General features: G+C 73.2%; 13 protein-coding genes. 8 read left to right on the top strand and 5 right to left on the bottom strand.

Features of this window, described 5'->3' with window-relative positions; genetic code table 11:
- Positions 1 to 22: 22 nt before the first annotated feature.
- The 4 genes from ACFYX3_RS03780 (at position 23) to ACFYX3_RS03765 (ending at position 5,736) form a co-directional block, all read left to right on the top strand.
- Complete coding sequence (locus tag ACFYX3_RS03780; protein ID WP_369145899.1) at positions 23 to 403, top strand: winged helix-turn-helix transcriptional regulator; 381 nt, start codon at positions 23 to 25, stop codon at positions 401 to 403.
- 83 nt (positions 404 to 486) lie between these two features.
- Positions 487 to 1,329 (top strand): hypothetical protein, encoded by an 843-nt coding sequence (locus ACFYX3_RS03775; RefSeq protein ID WP_389007608.1) that lies wholly within the window; start codon positions 487 to 489, stop codon positions 1,327 to 1,329.
- Positions 1,326 to 3,554, top strand: coding sequence for a bifunctional serine/threonine-protein kinase/ABC transporter substrate-binding protein (locus ACFYX3_RS03770; RefSeq protein WP_389007606.1), 2,229 nt, complete (start codon positions 1,326 to 1,328; stop codon positions 3,552 to 3,554). Before ACFYX3_RS03775 ends, ACFYX3_RS03770 begins: the two co-directional genes overlap by 4 nt.
- Before the next feature lie 4 nt (positions 3,555 to 3,558).
- Positions 3,559 to 5,736: a bifunctional serine/threonine-protein kinase/ABC transporter substrate-binding protein gene (locus ACFYX3_RS03765; protein WP_389007604.1), complete on the top strand. Its 2,178-nt coding sequence runs from the start codon at positions 3,559 to 3,561 to the stop codon at positions 5,734 to 5,736.
- Positions 5,737 to 5,779: 43 nt separating this feature from the next.
- On the opposite strand, the gene ACFYX3_RS03760 is transcribed toward ACFYX3_RS03765, so the two are convergent.
- From ACFYX3_RS03760 to ACFYX3_RS03740, 5 genes are all read right to left on the bottom strand, one after another.
- Positions 5,780 to 6,832 (bottom strand): 2-oxoacid:ferredoxin oxidoreductase subunit beta, encoded by a 1,053-nt coding sequence (locus ACFYX3_RS03760; protein ID WP_389007602.1) that lies wholly within the window; start codon positions 6,830 to 6,832, stop codon positions 5,780 to 5,782.
- A complete protein-coding gene (locus ACFYX3_RS03755) occupies positions 6,825 to 8,762 on the bottom strand; it encodes a 2-oxoacid:acceptor oxidoreductase subunit alpha (protein ID WP_382654886.1) in 1,938 nt (645 codons plus the stop codon). The genes ACFYX3_RS03760 and ACFYX3_RS03755 overlap by 8 nt, the downstream gene beginning before the upstream one ends.
- Before the next feature lie 285 nt (positions 8,763 to 9,047).
- The gene (locus tag ACFYX3_RS03750) at positions 9,048 to 9,749 is read right to left on the bottom strand and encodes a response regulator transcription factor (RefSeq protein WP_116159407.1); all 702 of its coding nucleotides are present in this window, start codon (positions 9,747 to 9,749) and stop codon (positions 9,048 to 9,050) included.
- Positions 9,750 to 10,163: 414 nt separating this feature from the next.
- On the bottom strand, positions 10,164 to 11,459 hold the full coding sequence (locus ACFYX3_RS03745; protein ID WP_389007599.1) for a sensor histidine kinase: 1,296 nt from the start codon (positions 11,457 to 11,459) through the stop codon (positions 10,164 to 10,166).
- Positions 11,460 to 11,892: 433 nt separating this feature from the next.
- Complete coding sequence (locus tag ACFYX3_RS03740) at positions 11,893 to 13,110, bottom strand: sensor histidine kinase (RefSeq protein WP_389007597.1); 1,218 nt, start codon at positions 13,108 to 13,110, stop codon at positions 11,893 to 11,895.
- 215 nt (positions 13,111 to 13,325) lie between these two features.
- On the opposite strand from ACFYX3_RS03740, the gene ACFYX3_RS03735 reads away from it, so the two are divergent.
- The 4 genes from ACFYX3_RS03735 to ACFYX3_RS03720 are packed head-to-tail and all read left to right on the top strand — an operon-like array spanning position 13,326 to position 16,898.
- Positions 13,326 to 13,754, top strand: a complete 429-nt coding sequence (locus ACFYX3_RS03735) for an NADH-quinone oxidoreductase subunit A (protein WP_376588529.1) — start codon at positions 13,326 to 13,328, stop codon at positions 13,752 to 13,754.
- A complete protein-coding gene (locus tag ACFYX3_RS03730) occupies positions 13,745 to 14,308 on the top strand; it encodes an NADH-quinone oxidoreductase subunit B (RefSeq protein WP_116159403.1) in 564 nt (187 codons plus the stop codon). The genes ACFYX3_RS03735 and ACFYX3_RS03730 overlap by 10 nt, the downstream gene beginning before the upstream one ends.
- Positions 14,305 to 15,933 carry an NADH-quinone oxidoreductase subunit C gene (locus ACFYX3_RS03725; RefSeq protein ID WP_389007594.1) on the top strand — a complete coding sequence of 543 codons (1,629 nt, stop codon included), beginning with the start codon at positions 14,305 to 14,307 and terminating at the stop codon, positions 15,931 to 15,933. Before ACFYX3_RS03730 ends, ACFYX3_RS03725 begins: the two co-directional genes overlap by 4 nt.
- Positions 15,930 to 16,898: an NADH-quinone oxidoreductase subunit H gene (locus ACFYX3_RS03720; RefSeq protein ID WP_376588532.1), complete on the top strand. Its 969-nt coding sequence runs from the start codon at positions 15,930 to 15,932 to the stop codon at positions 16,896 to 16,898. The genes ACFYX3_RS03725 and ACFYX3_RS03720 overlap by 4 nt, the downstream gene beginning before the upstream one ends.
- Positions 16,899 to 16,900 lie beyond the last annotated feature (2 nt).

The following is a 16,900-nucleotide window of genomic DNA, read 5'->3' as shown; positions in this document are numbered from 1 at the left end:
CACTTTGAAGTAAGGTACTGGCATGGGAGTAAGTAAGCCGCCGAACGTGAACGAGCCGATGTGCCCCTCGCGCCTCGTCCTGGAGCACGTCACCAGTCGCTGGGGCGTCCTCGTCCTCGCGGCCCTCCTGGAGCGCTCGTACCGCTTCAGCGAACTGCGCCGCGAGATCGGCGGCGTCAGCGAGAAGATGCTGGCCCAGACCCTCCAGACCCTGGAGCGCGACGGCTTCGTCCACCGCGACGCCAAGCCCGTCATCCCGCCCCGCGTCGACTACAGCCTCACCCCCCTCGGCGAGGGGGCCGCTCGCCAGGTCTGGGAACTCGCCCGCTGGACCGAACAGCAGGTGGGCGCGGTCGAGGAGGCGCGTGTGCGTTACGACACGGTGCGTGCGGCGTCCCAATGACGTTGTAGCCCGCGCGAGTTGATCTGCGGAGCCGTACGATCTGCTCACCGATCGGGGCAATCCGTGAAGACCGTGGGGGAGCTGTGGCGTACGGGGACCGAAGACTGCTGCGTGCCTGCTGTGCCGTGATGGTGGGCGGGCTGGTCGCGACCGGGTGCAGTAGCGGCGGCGAGGGCGAGAAACCCGGAGGCAAGGGCGGTACGAGCGCGACGGCGGCCCCGACCAAGGCCCCGACCGCGACTCCCACCCCCACGCCGACCGCTTTTGACTTCACCCCGGACCCGAAGCGCGCGCCGAAGACCGAGGCCGAGGCCAGGCGCCTCGCCCTCGCCGTCGTCGCGGGTCCCGACGCCTGGGGCCCCGAGTACGTCAAGCGCAGCCCGTACCTCAGCGACCCGGAGTACTGGCCCGTACTCGACGAGACCTGCTCCTGGGAGACCGGGAGCCGTCCCTCGACGGTGCTCTACAGCGTCACCGCCTACAGCGAGATCCCGGCCGCCGGCGGCAAGGGCAACCTGCGGGTCGCCTCCACCGTCACCGTGCACCGCACCGAGACCGACGCCGACTGGGAGATGGCCTCCACGCTCGAAGAGGCACTGCGCTGCCCCGACCAGCGGCTGCGCGCCGGCGAACGCATCTCCGGGCTCATCTCGGTCGGCAACTCGTTCGGCAGAGACGGCATGTACACCGCCGAGGACTCCCTCGGCGAACGCGGCTTCTACGAGCGCGACGACGTGAAGGGGAAGCAGCAGTACGGCTGGACCCAGTCCCGGATCGGCCAGGTCACCGTCGCCGTCGTGGTCAAGGGTGCCGCCGGCTACAGCGAGACGGCCACGGCCACGACCACGGGCACGATCCAGCCCCAGGTCAACGCCCTCATCACCATGCTGAATCGCGTCAAGAAGCAGTTGGAGGTCCAGTCGTGAGCACCGCTGCCCCGCAGCCCGGACCCCGGCCCAGCGACCTCCAGCCCCTGCTGCCCTCCGACCCGTCGACGATCGCCGGCTATCGGCTCCTCGGTCGGCTCGGCGCCGGCGGCATGGGCGTCGTCTACCTCGGCCGCACCGCCGCCGGCGAACTCGCCGCCGTCAAGGTCACCCTCGCCGACCAGGCCGACCAGCCCGACTTCCGGGCCCGCTTCCGCCGCGAGGTCGAGGCCGCCCGCCGGGTCTCCAGCCCCTGGGCCGTGCCCGTCACCGGCGCCGACCCGGACGCCCCCGAACCCTGGATGGCCACGGCCTTCGTCGCCGGCCCCTCCCTCGGCGAGGCCGTCACCGCGCACGGCCCGCTGCCCGAGCGGTCCGTCCGTCTCCTCGGCTGGTCCGTCGCCCGCGCCCTCGCCGCCGTGCACGCCGCCGGGCTCGTCCACCGGGACGTCAAGCCCGGCAACGTCCTCCTCGCCGTCGACGGCCCCCGCCTCATCGACTTCGGCATCGCCCGTACCACCGGTGAGACCGCCCTCACCGCCACCGACATGGTCGTCGGCACCCCCGGCTTCCTCGCCCCCGAGCAGGCCGAGGCCCGCACCGACGCCATCGGCCCGCCCGCCGACGTCTTCGCCCTCGGCTGCCTCCTCGCGTACGCGGTGACCGGCCGCCCGCCCTTCGGCACCGGAGCCGTGGACGCCCTCATGTACCGCACCGTCCACGACGAGCCCGACCTCACCGGCGTCCCCGAAGGGTTGTTCGACCTCGTCCGGGCCTGCCTCGCCAAGGACCCGGCCGCCCGGCCCACGGCGGCCGAGATCGGCGTACAGCTCGTCGAGGACACCCCGCGCGACGGCGCCGAGTGGCTGCCCGCCCCCGTCGTCCGGACCATCGCCGAACGCTCCGCCCGGATGCTCGCCCTCCCCGAGATCGACACCACCGAGCCGGGCACGGCACCCGCCGCGCCCCCGAAGAGCCGGCGCGGCTTCCTGTTCGCCGCCGGCGGTGCCGTGCTCGCCGCAGGCGGCGCCGTCGTCTGGGCGGGGCTCGGGGACGGCCAGGAGACCCGGGGCGACGGCAAGAAGACCCCGCCGCCCCGCACCAGCTGGACGATCGGTGTCCTCGCCGACCTCTCCGGTCCCGCCAAGGTGATCGGACAGGCCCAGGAGCACGGGGCGCGCCTGGCCGTCGAGCAGTTCAACGCCCGCAAGGACAAGCCCTTCACGCTCGAACTCAAGGTGGTCGACGACCGGGGTGACGCGGCCCGGGCCGTGGAACGCGCCAAGGTCCTGACCACCGACCCGGGGGTCGTCGCCGTCCTCGGTGCCACCACCGACGCCGTCGGCCTGGCCGTCCTTCCCGCCTTCGAGGAGGCCGGACTCCCTCTGATCACGGTCTCGGCCGGATACAACCTGCTCACCCTGCGGAGCGACGAGGACCCGCCGAACGAGACGGTCCTACGGGCCATCCCGAGTCACATCTTCGCCGGCTCCCACCTCGCCTTCGCCGCCACGCTGCTGCCGGGCATCAGCCGTCCCGGTGTCCTGGAGGACCGGACCCAGGACTCGTACAGCTGGCAGGTCACCGGCGGCGTGCGCTTCGGCTTCGGGCAGGCCGGGATCACCCCGCACTACCGGGTCGTCCCGGCCCGGGCGGACGCACGCGACTACCGCCGGGTCCTCGGCGAGATGATCGACGCCGGCATCGACGCGTACGTCCACTGCGGCATCACCGAGACCGCCGTCCTCGCGGCCCGCGCCCTCAACGAACTCCGCTTCACCGGGCCGAGGTTCACCGGCCAGGCCGTCTTCGGCCCGGACTTCCTGAAGCAGGGCGGGGCCGACGCCGAGGGCTGGTTCGTGTGCGCGCCCGTGGCCGACCCCGCCACGCTGAAGTCGGCCGCCGCCTTCAGCGCCGCGCACCGCAAGCGGTACGGCACGGCACCCGCGTACTACGCGGGCGAGTCGTACGACGTCGTCACGATGACGATCGGGCAGCTGGTGGCCGACGCGAAGGCCGGTCGCAAGCCCGCCCGCAAGGGGCTGTGGGCCGCGCTGCGCAAGCAGAAGTACACCGGCGCCACGGGGGTCTTGATGTTCAACGAGACGGGGGAGCTGAGCCCCGGCGGCACGTACGTGTACGCGGTGCAGAACGGCGCGTACAAGTCGGTGGGCGCCGCACCGCTGGTGCCGAACAAGCCCGCGCAGAACAAGAAGAAGGCCTGAGCCCGTGCAGCCGCTTCGCAAGGCCGATCCGTCGGCCATCGCCGGCTACCGGCTCCTCGGCCGGCTCGGCGCCGGCGGCATGGGCGTCGTCTACCTCGCCCGCTCGACCGGCGGCGCGCTCGCCGCGCTCAAGCTGATCCGCGCCGAGCACGCCGCCGACCCCGGCTTCCGGGAACGGTTCCGCCGCGAGGCGCGGGCCGCCGAACGGATCACGGGCCGCTGGGTCGTCCGCGTCCTCGGCGCCGACCCGGAGGCCCGCGAGCCGTGGCTGGCGACCGAGTACGTGCCCGGCCCCTCGCTGGCCGAGGCCGTGGGCCTGCACGGCGCCCTGCCCGAGCCGACCGTACGGGCCCTCGGCGCCCGGCTCGCCGACGCCCTCGCCGACATGCACGAGGCGGGGCTCGTCCACCGGGACGTCAAGCCCGGCAACGTCCTCCTCGCCCTCGACGGGCCCCGCCTCATCGACTTCGGCATCGCCCGGACCGCCGGAGCGACCGCGCTCACGGCTACCGACGCGATGATCGGCACCCCCGGCTTCCTCGCCCCCGAACAGGCCCGGGCCGCGGGCGCCGGCGAGGTCGGCCCGGCCGCCGACGTCTTCTCGCTCGGCTGCGTCCTCGCGTACGCGCTGACGGGCGAACGCCCCTTCGGTACGGGCACGGTGGCGGCCGTGGTCTACCGCACGGTCCACGAGGAGCCCGCACTCGACGACGTACCGGACACGATCCTCCCCCTGGTCGGGGCCTGTCTGGCCAAGGACCCCGCGGACCGGCCCACGGCCGCCGAGGTCCGCGAAGTCCTCGGGCGGGCGGACACCCCGGCGGGGGACTGGCTGCCGGACGGCCTGCCCGCCCTGATCGCCCAGCGCTCCTCCCGGGTCCTCGACCTGCCGGTGCCGGAGCCCACGATGCTCGTGGACGACCAGCCCTCGCGGGGCCCTTCGCGCCGCCGGTTCCTGATCGGCGGCTCGGCGGCGGCCGTCGCGGGCGCAGGTGGCCTGACCGCCTACCTGCTGAGCCGTACGCCCTCCGGAAGCGTCGGCAGCGGTGGCACGGGCGCGCGGCTCGCCACGTACACGGTCGGCGTCGTCACCGATCTGAGCGGCGCCACGAAGGCCGACGGGCGGGCGCAGGAGCGCGGGGCGCGGCTCGCCGTGGAGACCCTCAACGCCCGCGCCGACCGCACCTTCGACCTGACCCTGAAGGTCATCGACGACGGGGGAGACCCGAAGCGCGCCAAGGCGGCCGCCCGTGCTCTGGCCGGCACCGGGAACCTGGCCGCCGTGCTCGGCCCGACGGTCACCGCGACCGACATCGCCGTCTACGGCGAACTCCTCGCCCACAAGGTCCCGTTGGTGAGCGTGGTCGCCTCGGCGCCGGCATCGGACCTCGCCGGGCAGGCCAATGATCAGGCCTACTTCGAAGCCCGGGCCCAGCCCGACACCTTGGTCGTGGCCTTCGCCCGGTGGCTGGAAGAGCACGACCGCCGCAGGACCGCCGTCATCGAGGACCGGGCCGGCGGACGCGCCACCTGGTTCGCCGCCAGGCTCCTGAAGGAGAACCCCCCTTCGTCCGCCCGCGGCGGCGTCACCACGTCCCACCCGGTGGAGGCGGACAGCGAGGACTTCGAGTCCGCCGTGCGACAGGCCCTCGCGACCAACCCCGACAGCGTGTACTACGCGGGGACGTCACCCCGGCGGGCCGCGCTGTGCGCCAAGGCCCTGACCCGACAGGGGTACAAGGGCCCGTGCGGCAGCGCCGAGCAGGTGCTCAAGACCGAGTTCCTGGGCCTGGCGGGCCCGGCGGCGGAGGGCTGGTACTTCGGCGCCAGCTATGTCGACCCCGACCGCATGCCGGCCGGGAAGCAGTTCGCCGCCGCGTACCGCGCGCGCTGGAAGCTGCCCGCGACGGCACCCTTCGAGCGGTACGCCACGGAGACGTACGACACCGTCCACTGGATCGCTCAGGCGCTGCGCACGGCGGTCGTGCACAAGGCGGAGCACGTGGCCACCGCGGTCGTGAACGCCCTGCGACTGGCCCCGTACCAGGGGATCTCGAAGGCGTACCGGCCCGACCTCAGGAACAGCAAGGACGCGATGCTGAACGCGGTCTTCCTCTGGCAGGTGCGCGGCGGTGTCCCCACCTACCGGGGCCCGTTCGCGACCGCCGCGAAGGAGGACTGACGAGGGCCCGGCCCGCGGTGCGGACCGGGCCCTCGCGCGGCCGTCAGCCGACCACCGTCCAGGTGTCGTTGCCGGTGAGGAGCTGGCCCAGGTCGCCCTTGCCGTAGCGCTCCACGGCCGTCTCCAGCTGCTCGGCCATCAGCGTGTCGTACACCGGGCGGTCCACGGAGCGGAAGACGCCGATCGGCGTCTGGTGGAGGGTGTCCGGGTCGGCCAGGCGGGAGAGGGCGAACGCCGTCGTCGGGGTGGCCGCGTGGGCGTCGTGGACGAGGATCCGGGACTCGTTCTCCGGGGTGACCGTGACGACCTGGAGGTCGCCGGTGGCCGGGTCGCGGAGGACGCCCTTCTCGTTCTCGGCGCCGAAGCGGATCGGCTGCCCGTGTTCGAGGCGGATCACGGCTTCCTTGGCCTGGTCCTTGTCCTTGAGGGCCTCGAAGGCGCCGTCGTTGAAGATGTTGCAGTTCTGATAGATCTCGACGAGCGCCGTGCCGTTGTGCTCGGAGGCCTGGCGGAGCACCTCGGTGAGGTGCTTGCGGTCGGAGTCGACCGTACGGGCCACGAAGGACGCCTCCGCGCCGAGCGCGAGCGACACCGGGTTGAAGGGCGCGTCGAGGGAGCCCATCGGGGTCGACTTGGTGATCTTGCCGAGCTCGGAGGTGGGGCTGTACTGGCCCTTGGTGAGTCCGTAGATCCGGTTGTTGAAGAGCAGGATCTTCAGGTTCACGTTGCGCCGCAGGGCGTGGATGAGGTGGTTGCCGCCGATGGACAGCGCGTCGCCGTCGCCCGTGACCACCCACACCGACAGGTCGCGGCGCGAGGTGGCGAGACCGGTGGCGATGGCCGGGGCGCGACCGTGGATGGAGTGCATCCCGTAGGTGTTCATGTAGTACGGGAAGCGGGAGGAGCAGCCGATGCCGGAGACGAAGACGATGTTCTCCTTCGCCAGACCGAGCTCGGGCATGAAGCCCTGCACGGCGGCGAGGACCGCGTAGTCACCGCAGCCGGGACACCAGCGGACCTCCTGGTCCGACTTGAAGTCCTTCATGGACTGGGCGGCCTCGGCCTTCGGCACCAGATGCAGCAGGGGCTCAGGCATCGATGACCTCCTTGAGGGCGGCGGCGAGCTGCTCGGCCTTGAACGGCATGCCGTTGACCTGGGTGTGGCTGCGGGCGTCGACGAGGTACCTGGCCCGGACGAGGGTGGCGAGCTGGCCGAGGTTCATCTCGGGGATCACGACCTTCTCGTACCGCTTCAGCACCTCGCCGAGGTTCTTCGGGAAGGGGTTGAGGTGGCGGAGGTGGGCCTGGGCGATGTGTCCGCCCTCGCGCCGGATGCGGCGGACGGCCGCCGTGATCGGCCCGTAGGTGGAGCCCCAGCCGAGGACGAGGGTGCGCGCGCCGTCCGGGTCGTCGACCTCGACGTCGGGGACCTCGATGCCGTCGATCTTGGCCTGGCGGGTGCGGACCATGAACTCGTGGTTGGCGGGGTCGTACGAGATGTTGCCCGTGCCGTCCTGCTTCTCGATGCCGCCGATGCGGTGCTCGAGTCCGGGGGTGCCGGGCACGGCCCAGGGGCGGGCGAGGGTCTCGGGGTCGCGCTTGTACGGCCAGAAGACCTCGGTGCCGTCGGACAGGGTGTGGTTCGGCGTGGTGGCGAACTGGGTCCGCAGGTCGGGGAGCTCCTCGACGTCCGGGATGCGCCAGGGCTCGGAGCCGTTGGCCAGGTAGCCGTCGGAGAGCAGGAAGACCGGCGTGCGGTACGTGAGGGCGATCCGGGCGGCGTCGAGGGCCGCGTCGAAGCAGTCCGCCGGCGTCTTCGGGGCCACGACCGGCACCGGGGCCTCGCCGTTGCGCCCGTACATCGCCTGGAGGAGGTCGGCCTGCTCGGTCTTGGTCGGCAGACCGGTGGACGGGCCGCCGCGCTGGATGTCGACGATGAGGAGCGGCAGCTCCAGGGAGACGGCGAGGCCGATGGTCTCGGACTTCAGCGCCACACCGGGGCCGGAGGTGGTGGTGACGGCCAGCGAGCCGCCGAAGGCGGCGCCGAGCGCGGCGCCGATGCCGGCGATCTCGTCCTCGGCCTGGAAGGTGCGCACGCCGAAGTTCTTGTGCTTGCTGAGCTCGTGCAGGATGTCCGAGGCCGGGGTGATCGGGTACGAGCCGAGGTAGAGCGGCAGGTCCGCCTGGCGGCCGGCGGCGATCAGGCCGTACGACAGGGCCAGGTTCCCGGAGATGTTCCGGTACGTGCCGGTCGGGAAGGCCCGGGTCGCGGGGGCGACCTCGTACGAGACGGCGAAGTCCTCGGTGGTCTCGCCGAAGTTCCAGCCGGCCCGGAAGGCGGCCACGTTGGCCTCGGCGATCTCCGGCTTCTTCGCGAACTTCTGGCGCAGGAAGGTCTCGGTGCCCTCGGTCGGCCGGTGGTACATCCAGGAGAGCAGCCCGAGCGCGAACATGTTCTTGCTCCGCTCGGCCTCCTTCCGGGAGAGCCCGAACTCCTTGAGGGCCTCGAGGGTCAGCGTCGTCAGCGGTACCGGGTGGACCCGGTACCCGTCGAGCGACCCGTCCTCCAGGGGCGAGGTGGCGTACCCGACCTTGGCCATGGCGCGCTTGGCGAACTCGTCGGTGTTGACGATGATCTCGCCGCCGCGCGGCACGTCCCCGATGTTCGCCTTGAGGGCGGCGGGGTTCATCGCGACCAGCACGTTCGGGGCGTCGCCCGGGGTCAGGATGTCGTGGTCGGCGAAGTGGAGCTGGAAGGACGAGACACCCGGCAGGGTTCCGGCAGGCGCCCGGATCTCGGCCGGGAAGTTCGGCAGCGTGGAGAGGTCGTTCCCGAAGGACGCCGTCTCCGAGGTGAAGCGGTCACCCGTCAGCTGCATGCCGTCACCGGAGTCACCCGCGAAGCGGATGATCACCCGGTCGAGCCGGCGCACTTCCTTCTCGGTGCCGTGGTGGGGCGACGCCGGGGCGCTGCGCTGCTCCCCGACCAGGGCCTCACCGGCCTCGCTACTGACCTGGCTGGTCACTGAACTGGACCTCCCTCGCGGCAAGGGGACTCTCCGCCGGAGGCGGGGAGAAGGCTCGGGGCGCGGCGGGTGGTCCCTGTACGGAGATCACCTTCCGTCCCGAGGCCCACCCTACGACGGTAAGGGGGCCCTTCCCGGGACTTCTCACATCATGGACCTCTTTTTGAGACTCCCTCTTGCCCTGAATCGTCACGGTCTGTCGCCACCCGGAGTGTTCTGGAATGTCGTATTCCGTCTCATCCTTTGGGTCTAGGATCAGCGTATCTGACAGGTCGTCAGATCGGCTCAGGACTTGAGGTACGTCAGCACGGCGAGCACCCGGCGGTGGTCGCCGTCGCTCGGCGAGAGACCGAGCTTCAGGAAGATGTTGCTGATGTGCTTCTCGACCGCGCCGTCGCTCACGACCAGCGCCTTCGCGATCGCCGAGTTCGTCCGGCCCTCCGCCATCAGCCCGAGGACCTCCCGCTCGCGCGGGGTCAGATTCGCCAGCACGTCCTGCTGACGGCTCCGGCCGAGAAGCTGCTGCACGACCTCCGGATCCAGGGCCGTACCGCCCCCGGCGACCCGCACGACCGCGTCCACGAACTCACGGACCTCGGCGACGCGGTCCTTGAGGAGATATCCCACACCCCGGCTGGAACCGGCCAGAAGTTCGGTGGCGTACTGCTCCTCCACGTACTGCGACAGGACCAGGACGCCGAGCCCCGGGAAGTCCTTGCGCAGCCGCACGGCCGCGCGCACGCCCTCGTCGGTGTGCGTCGGCGGCATCCGTACGTCGGCCACGACCACGTCCGGCAGCGCGCCCTCCTCGGCGAGCCCCGCGACGGTCTCCACCAGCGCGTCCCCGTCCCCGACCCCGGCGACGACCTCATGGCCCCGGTCGGTCAGGAGCCGGGTCAGCCCCTCCCTGAGCAGCACGGAATCCTCGGCGATGACCACCCGTACCCGCGCCGCCACACTCTGCCCACTCACGCCTTGCGCCCCCATGCCTCGGTCACTTGAAGAGGGGGCCAGCATGGCACTTGGGGGGCGTGCGCGGGGCGGGGCGGGCGGGTGCGGGGCGCGCGGGTGCGGGGCGCGCGCTTGGGGTCCGGCGCCCGCGCCCCGTGCGGGCCCGCGCCTGGTGGGGCACGCACCCGCTGCCGTGCGCCCGCGCCCGGGGGCCCGCCGCCGTGTGGGAGGGTGGGCACACGGGACGGCGCCCTTCAGCGGCGCCTCCGCGTTCCGCGCCTTGACCCGCACCACCAGGGTGCCGTCACTCGCGGTGCTGGTCCAGGCTCGGGAGCCTCTGGCGCCGGCAGGGCGCGGGTCCGTTGTGCCCACCCTCCCCCAAGCTCTCGGCTTCGCTCGAGCAGGGGGACCCCCCTCGCCCCAGCGGAACGATTGCCCACAACGGACGGGCTACGCCCGCCACGGCAGCTCCACCGTCACCGTCGTCGGCCCCCCTGTCGGCGAGTCCACCGCCAGGACCCCGTCCACCGCGCCCACCCGCTCCGAAAGCCCGGCCAGACCGCCCCCGGCGGCCTCCGCGCCGCCCACCCCGTCGTCCCGCACCTGAAGCATCAGCCGGTCCTCCGTCCGCCACACGTCCACCCACGCCCGCCGCGCCCCCGAGTGCCGGGAGACGTTCTGGAGGAGTTCGGAGACCGTGAAGTACGCGATGCCCTCGATCGCCGGCACCGGCCGGGCCGGCAGGTCCACGTCCACGGACACGGGGACCGCGCACCGGGAGGCCACCGCCGACAGCGCCGCGTCGAGCCCCCGGTCGGTGAGGACCGCCGGGTGGATGCCCCGGGCGAGGTCCCGCAGCTCCTGGAGGGCCAGCTTCACCTCGCCGTGCGCCTCGTCGACGAGTACCGCCGCCGCCTGCGGGTCGGCCGCCAGCTTCTCCTTCGCCAGCCCGAGGTCCATGGCGAGCGCGGCGAGCCGCGCCTGCGCGCCGTCGTGCAGGTCGCGCTCGATGCGCCGCAGGTCCGCCGCGGCGGTGTCGACGACCACACCCCGGTCCGACTCCAGCTCCGTGACGCGCGAGGCGAGACGGGACGGGCCGAGGAGCCCGGAGACGAGGAGCCGGTCGACGGAGACGAGCCCGCGCAGCACCCACGGCCCGACGAGGACGAACACGAACCCGATGAGGCTCGTCACGGCCAGCTCGAACGGCGCGTCGAGGTAGAAGGCGTGGGTCCGGTCCCCGTACAGCTGGATCCCGTCCTGCCCCACCCACGTGGGGAACACCCACTGCCACAGCGGGTACGTGAAGAGGCACCAGCCCCAGCTCCACAGCGCCACGGTGACCGAGAAGGAGAACACCGCCCACGGCATGTGAAGCAGCGCGTACAGCAGGTGTCGCCACGACGCGCCGCTCTTCAGCATCGCCCCCATCCACGAGAGCGCCCCGCCGGTCTTCCCGCGCACCGGCTCCGGCGCGGCCACGTCGAGCCCGAGCAGCCCGCGCGCCCGGGCCCGCTCGACCGCGCCGAAGCCCCGGCACATCGCGAGCGTCCCGGCCAGGACCGGCACGCCGAGGAAGGTGATCAGCAGCCCGGCGCCGAGCGAGACGAAGGAGACGGACACCGCGAACCAGAAGACGCTCAGCGGCAGCCCGATCAGCACATACCCGAAGGCGCGCCAGGTACGGGCCTCGAACGGCGCGCGGATCACGGCGGGGAGTCGGAGCGGGTGGGAGGCGGCAGCCATCGCGGGGTTCCTTCTCTGCTCGGAGGGGGTGGGCGGTACGTGTTCCAGGCTTCCGTCCGGCGCCCCGCGGGACCATGAGGCGGGTGGGCGTCTGGGGGCGGGGGTTTTCCCTACCGAGGGGGTACGGGATCCCGGCGGGAGGGCCAGGGGAACGGCTACGGGGACTCGGGGCGACGGCGATGGGAGCGGCACCGCGGACTCAGGGGACCGGCCCCGAGTGGCTACTGAGCCGGGCTCCGCGCGGTCACTGAGCCTGGCCTGCGCGGCTACTGAGCCGGGCTCCGCGCGGCTACTGAGCCTGGCCTGCGCGGCTACCGAGCCGGCCCCGCGCGGCCACCGGACCCGGCCCCGCGCGGCCACCGAGCCCGGCCCCGCGCGGCCACCGGGCCTCAGGCGCTACAGCCGCCGCCCCCACCCGCAGCAGCGAGACGGCTCACGCCATCGGTCGGGAGCGCCACGGCAGCTCCGCCGTGACCACCGTCGGACCGCCCTCGGGGGAGTCGACGACGAGCAGCCCGTCGACCGCACCGAGCCGCTCCGCGAGCCCCGCGAGACCCGTACCGCCGTCGAGACGCGCCCCGCCGGCCCCATCGTCGCGCACCTGGAGCAGCAGCCGGTCGTCGGCACGCCAGACGTCCACGGAGGCGGACCGGGCACGCGCGTGCTTGGAGACGTTCTGGAGGAGCTCGGACACGGTGAAGTACGCGATGCCCTCGATCGCCTCGGCCGGCCGCTCCGCCAGGTCGACGTTCACCTTCACCGGCGCCGTGCAGCGCGCGGAGACGGAGGACAGGGCGGCACCGAGGCCCCGGTCGGTGAGGACCGCCGGGTGGATGCCCCGGGCGAGGTCCCGCAGCTCCTGGAGGGCCAGCTTCACCTCGCCGTGCGCCTCGTCGACCATCGCCGCGGCCGCCTCGGGGTCTTCGAGGAGCTTCTCCTTCGCGAGGCCGAGGCCCATCGCCAGGGCCACGAGCCGGGCCTGGGCGCCGTCGTGCAGGTCGCGTTCGATGCGGCGCAGGTCGGCGGCGGCGGTGTCGACGACGACGCCGCGGTCGGACTCCAGCTCGGCGATCCGCCGCTCCAGCTCGTCGGAGGGCGAGAGCAGCCCCCGGACCATGCCCCGGTCGGCGTTGGCCAGGCCGCGGGCCAGGAAGGGCAGGACGGGCCAGAGGACGAAGAGCGAGACCAGCGCGACGGTGAACGTCACGATCCCCCAGGGCAGCCGGATGAGCCCGTACAGCTGGGTCCGCCAGGCCACCGGGTCCTTCAGCGAGGCCCAGAGCCAGCCGAAGAAGCCGCGGGGCCGCGGCAGCGGGGAGGGCTCGGCGACCCGCACGCCGAGGAGCGCGCGGGCCCGCGCCCGCTCCGACCGGCCGATCAGACGGGCGCCGCCGAGGCCGAGGGCGAGCAGCGGCAGCCCGATGACGGTGACGGCGAGGCCCGCACCGAGCGCGATGCTGACGACCGCGTAGACGAAACCGGCCAGTGCCGTGAAGAGGTTGGAGAGGAGGAAGGCGATCTCCTTCCAGGTCTCCTTCCCGTAGGCGAACCGCAGCGGCGGACGGGGGGTCTCGGAGGAGCCGGAGGAGCCGGAGGAGTCGGGTGACTCGGTGGCCTCGGGGGACTCGACGGGATCAAGATCGGCGCTCATGGTCCCCAGACTGCCGGTCGGGGACGGCCCGACGCCATGGGGGAGGTGGGTGAGGTGGAGGGGGGATATCCCCACCGGCGGGGGGCTCGCGAGACACCGCCCGGGCACCTGCCCGGCTCCCCGCGAAGCTACTCGTGAGGCAACCGCGAAGGCACCCGCGACTGCTTACGGTCCCTTTAGCAGGGCCTAGACTCGCGTGCGTACAGAAGTGACTGATGAGACACCGAGACCGAGGGGCGGACGTGCGGGAACCGACCGTTGTCGCGGCCGACGCGGCGGACTACTTCCAGACGTACTCCGTCGTCGGCCTGCTCGCCGTCGTCGGCGTGCTCTTCGTGGCCGTGGCGTTCACGGCGAACCGGCTGCTCAGGCCGGTCGTGCCGACGCCCGAGAAGCTCCTCACCTACGAGTGCGGTGTCGACCCCGTGGGGGAGGGCTGGGCCCACACCCAGGTCCGCTACTACGTGTACGCCTTCCTCTACGTCATCTTCGCCGTCGACTCGATCTTCCTCTTCCCCTGGGCGACCGTCTTCGCGGCGCCCGGCTACGGCGCCACGACCCTGGTCGAGATGTTCGTCTTCCTGGGCTTCCTCGCCGTGGGGCTGCTCTACGCATACAAGAAGGGCGTCATGACATGGACGTGACCCCGCTCCCCGCCCCGAAGCTGGGGCCGCTGGCCCGCCTGGCCCCCGAGCCGATGAAGGTGGTCCTGAACTGGGGCCGCCGCTACAGCCTGTGGGTCTTCAACTTCGGCCTCGCCTGCTGCGCGATCGAGTTCATCGCCGCGTCGATGGCCCGGCACGACTTCATCCGGCTCGGCGTGATCCCGTTCGCTCCGGGCCCGCGCCAGGCCGACCTGATGATCGTCTCGGGCACGGTGACGGACAAGATGGCGCCGGCCGTGAAGCGTCTGTACGAGCAGATGCCGGAGCCGAAGTACGTGATCTCGTTCGGTGCCTGCTCGAACTGCGGCGGCCCGTACTGGGACTCGTACTCGGTCACCAAGGGCGTGGACCAGATCATTCCGGTCGACGTGTACGTCCCCGGCTGCCCGCCGCGCCCGGAGGCGCTGCTCCAGGGCATCCTCAAGCTCCAGGAGAAGATCGCGAGGGAGAGCCTGGCCGAGCGGTACGGGACCGCCGCGACGGTCTCCCAGCTGACGAGCCCGCTGACGCCCCCGCCGGGAGGCAAGGCATGACCGGCTACGACTCCCTCCCGGACTCCGTGACGGAGATCTTCGGCGAGGAGGCGACGGCGGAGCGGGCGTACGACCTGCTGACGGTCGACGTCCCGCCGACGGCCTGGCTCACGGCGCTGGAGACCGCCCGGGATGTCCTGGGCTGCACGTACTTCGACTGGCTGAGCGCGGTGGACGAGCCGGGCACGGGCTTCCGTGTCTGCGCGCACGTGGTGGCGCTGGGATCCGGCCACCCGCAGCGCCTCCTCCTGCGCACGACGGTCCCGCACGAGGCCCCCGCCCTCCCCACGGCGATCGGGGTGTACGCGGGCGCGGGCTGGCACGAGCGCGAGACCCACGAGATGTTCGGCGTGGACTTCGAGGGCCACCCGCACCTGGTCCCCCTCCTCCTCCCCGAGAACTTCGAGGGCCACCCGCTGCGCAAGGACTTCGTCCTCGCGGCGCGGGTCGCCAAGGCGTGGCCGGGCGCGAAGGAACCGGGCGAGTCGCACGACGGCGGCGGTCCGAAGCGCCGCCAGATGCTCCCGCCGGGCGTCCCGGACCCCAACGAATGGGGCCCCCTGAAGGGCCAGCTCCCGCCGGCCCCGACCCGTCCGACCCGCGCGACGGCAGGCGACCGCCCGGTGCGCCGGACCCGCACGACCACAGAGGGCTCGACAAGCCGGCCCCCGGAGCCGGGCGCTCCGGCCCGCCGCTCCCGCTCGGTCACGGAGGGCTCGGCAAGCCAGGCGGTCACGGAGCCGGGCGCTCCGGTCCGCCGCTCGCGCTCGGCGGCCGACGGCTCCGCGAGCCAGGCGACCCCGGAGCCGGACGCCTCCACGGAGGCCCCGGCTTCCGCGGCCCGCCCGCCGCGCCGCTCCCGCTCGGCGTCCGAGGGCTCGGTGAGCCAGTCGGCCCCGGCCCCGGAGCCGGGCGCGACCACCGAACCCCCGGCCTCTGCGGCCCGCCCGCCGCGCCGCTCCCGCTCGGCAGCGGACGGCTCGGCGAGCCGGTCGGCCCCGGAGGCAGGCGGCCAGACGGCCCCGGACACGGAGGGCCCCGCGCCCCGCGCGGCGGCCGCCACCCCGCGTACCCGCAGCTCGGACGCCCCCTGGCACCACGCCCGCCCGGCCTTCGACGACGAAGCCCCGACGCCGCCCGCCGGGCCCGGGACCCCGACAACGGAACCCCCGGCCTCACCGGAGCCCCCGACCCCCGAACCGGAGGCCCCGGCCGCGGCGCCCGAGCCGGACGCCCCCGCTGCTGCGGACACCCCGGCCTCCGAGCCGGAGGCCCCTGGGCCCGAGGCCCCGGCCTCGGTGGACACCCAGGCCCCCGAACCGGAGACCCCGGCCGCGGCGCCCGAGCCGGACGCCCCCGCTGCTGCGGACACCCCGGCCTCCGAGCCGGAGGCCCCCGAACCGGAGGCCCCGGCCTCGGTGGACACCCAGGCCCCCGAACCGGAGGCCCCGGCCGCGGCGCCCGAGCCGGACGCCCCCGCACCCGCGGGCACCCCGGCCCCCGAGCCCGAGGCCCCCGCCCCGGCCGAGGCGCCGGACACCCGCGCCGACCAAGACCGCACCCCCGCCGAGCCGCCCCCCGGGCCGGACGACACCACCAACCCCGCCGGAGGCGATCCCGCGTGAACGACGTGCTTGACGTCGCCCTCCGGCTGGTCGTCGTCTTCGTGTGCTTCCTCGTGCTGCCGCTCGTCGTCGGGCAGACCGAGCACAAGGTCATGGCGCACATGCAGGGCCGGCTCGGCCCCATGTACGCCGGTGGCTTCCACGGCTGGGCCCAGCTCGTCGCCGACGGCGTGAAGTTCGCGCAGAAGGAGGACGTCGTCCCGAAGGACGCCGACCGCCGCGTCTTCCAGCTCGCGCCGGCCGTCGCCCTCCTCCCGTATCTGCTCGTCCTGCTGGCCATTCCGATCGGGCCCGGCGAAGGCGCCGTCGGGCAGGTCGTCGACGCCGGCATCTTCTTCGTGCTCGCCGTCATGGGCGTCGGCATCCTCGGCAGCCTGATGGCCGGCTGGGCGTCCGCGAACAAGTTCTCGCTGCTCGGCGCCCTCCGTACCGCCGCCCAGCTCCTCGCGTACGAGCTGCCGATGCTGCTCGCCGCCGCGTCCGTCGCGATGGCCGCCGGCACCGTGTCGCTGCCCGGCATCCTGAACGGCTTCCACTGGTGGTGGGTGCCGTGGCAGATCGTCGGCGCCCTCGTGTTCTTCGTCGCCGGTCTCGCCGAGCTCCAGCGGCCCCCGTTCGACATGCCCATCGCCGACTCGGAGATCATCTTCGGCGCGTACACCGAGTACACCGGTCTCCGCTTCGCGCTCTTCCTGCTCGCCGAGTACGCGGGCATCGTCGTCCTCTGCGGTCTCACCACCGTCCTCTTCCTCGGCGGCTGGCACGGCCCCTTCGGCGCCGACGGCCTCGGCTGGGTCTGGACCCTCCTGAAGACGGCCGTCCTCGCGTTCGTCGTGATCTGGCTGCGGGTGAGCTACCCGCGCCTGCGCGAGGACCAGCTGCAGAAGCTCGCCTGGACGACCCTCGTCCCGCTCGCGCTCGCGCAGATCGCACTCACCGGCATCGTGAAGGTGGCGATCCAGTAACC

Origin of the sequence: Streptomyces sp. NPDC002463 (genome assembly GCF_042889835.1) — a bacterium.
In the GTDB taxonomy this organism is placed as follows: Bacteria; Actinomycetota; Actinomycetes; order Streptomycetales; family Streptomycetaceae; genus Streptomyces; species Streptomyces nymphaeiformis.
The sequence above is the reverse complement of the archived record's forward strand: the minus strand, read 5'-3'. Positions and strand labels throughout refer to the sequence as shown.